The sequence below is a fragment of the Limosilactobacillus albertensis genome, assembly GCF_014145555.1.
In the GTDB taxonomy this organism is placed as follows: domain Bacteria; phylum Bacillota; class Bacilli; order Lactobacillales; family Lactobacillaceae; genus Limosilactobacillus; species Limosilactobacillus albertensis.
In genome coordinates this window covers 1-237 of sequence record NZ_JACIVD010000034.1, presented here as the reverse complement: position 1 = coordinate 237, position 237 = coordinate 1, and the positions used below count along the sequence as shown (strand labels likewise).

The window sequence follows — 237 nt, the reverse complement described above, 5'->3', positions numbered from 1 at the left end:
TCTGTGTTCGGCATGGGTACAGGTGTATCCTTCAAGCCATCATCACCACACTCTTTGTCCTTTCGGACGAGAGCTTGTGCTCTCAAAACTAAATCCTATCCCTTTCTTCCAATAAACCAACCGCTCCTTGGTTAAGTCCTCGACCGATTAGTAATGGTCCGCTCCACGCCTCACGGCGCTTCCACTTCCATCCTATCTACCTCATCATCTCTGAGGGGTCTTACTTTCCCGAAGGAA

The 237-nt window shown here is 49.4% G+C and carries 1 rRNA gene; it reads right to left on the bottom strand.

Going from position 1 to position 237, the window contains the following annotated elements:
* Positions 1-127: 127 nt before the first annotated feature.
* Positions 128-237, bottom strand: a 23S ribosomal RNA gene (locus tag H5S41_RS00490); the annotation flags it as partial.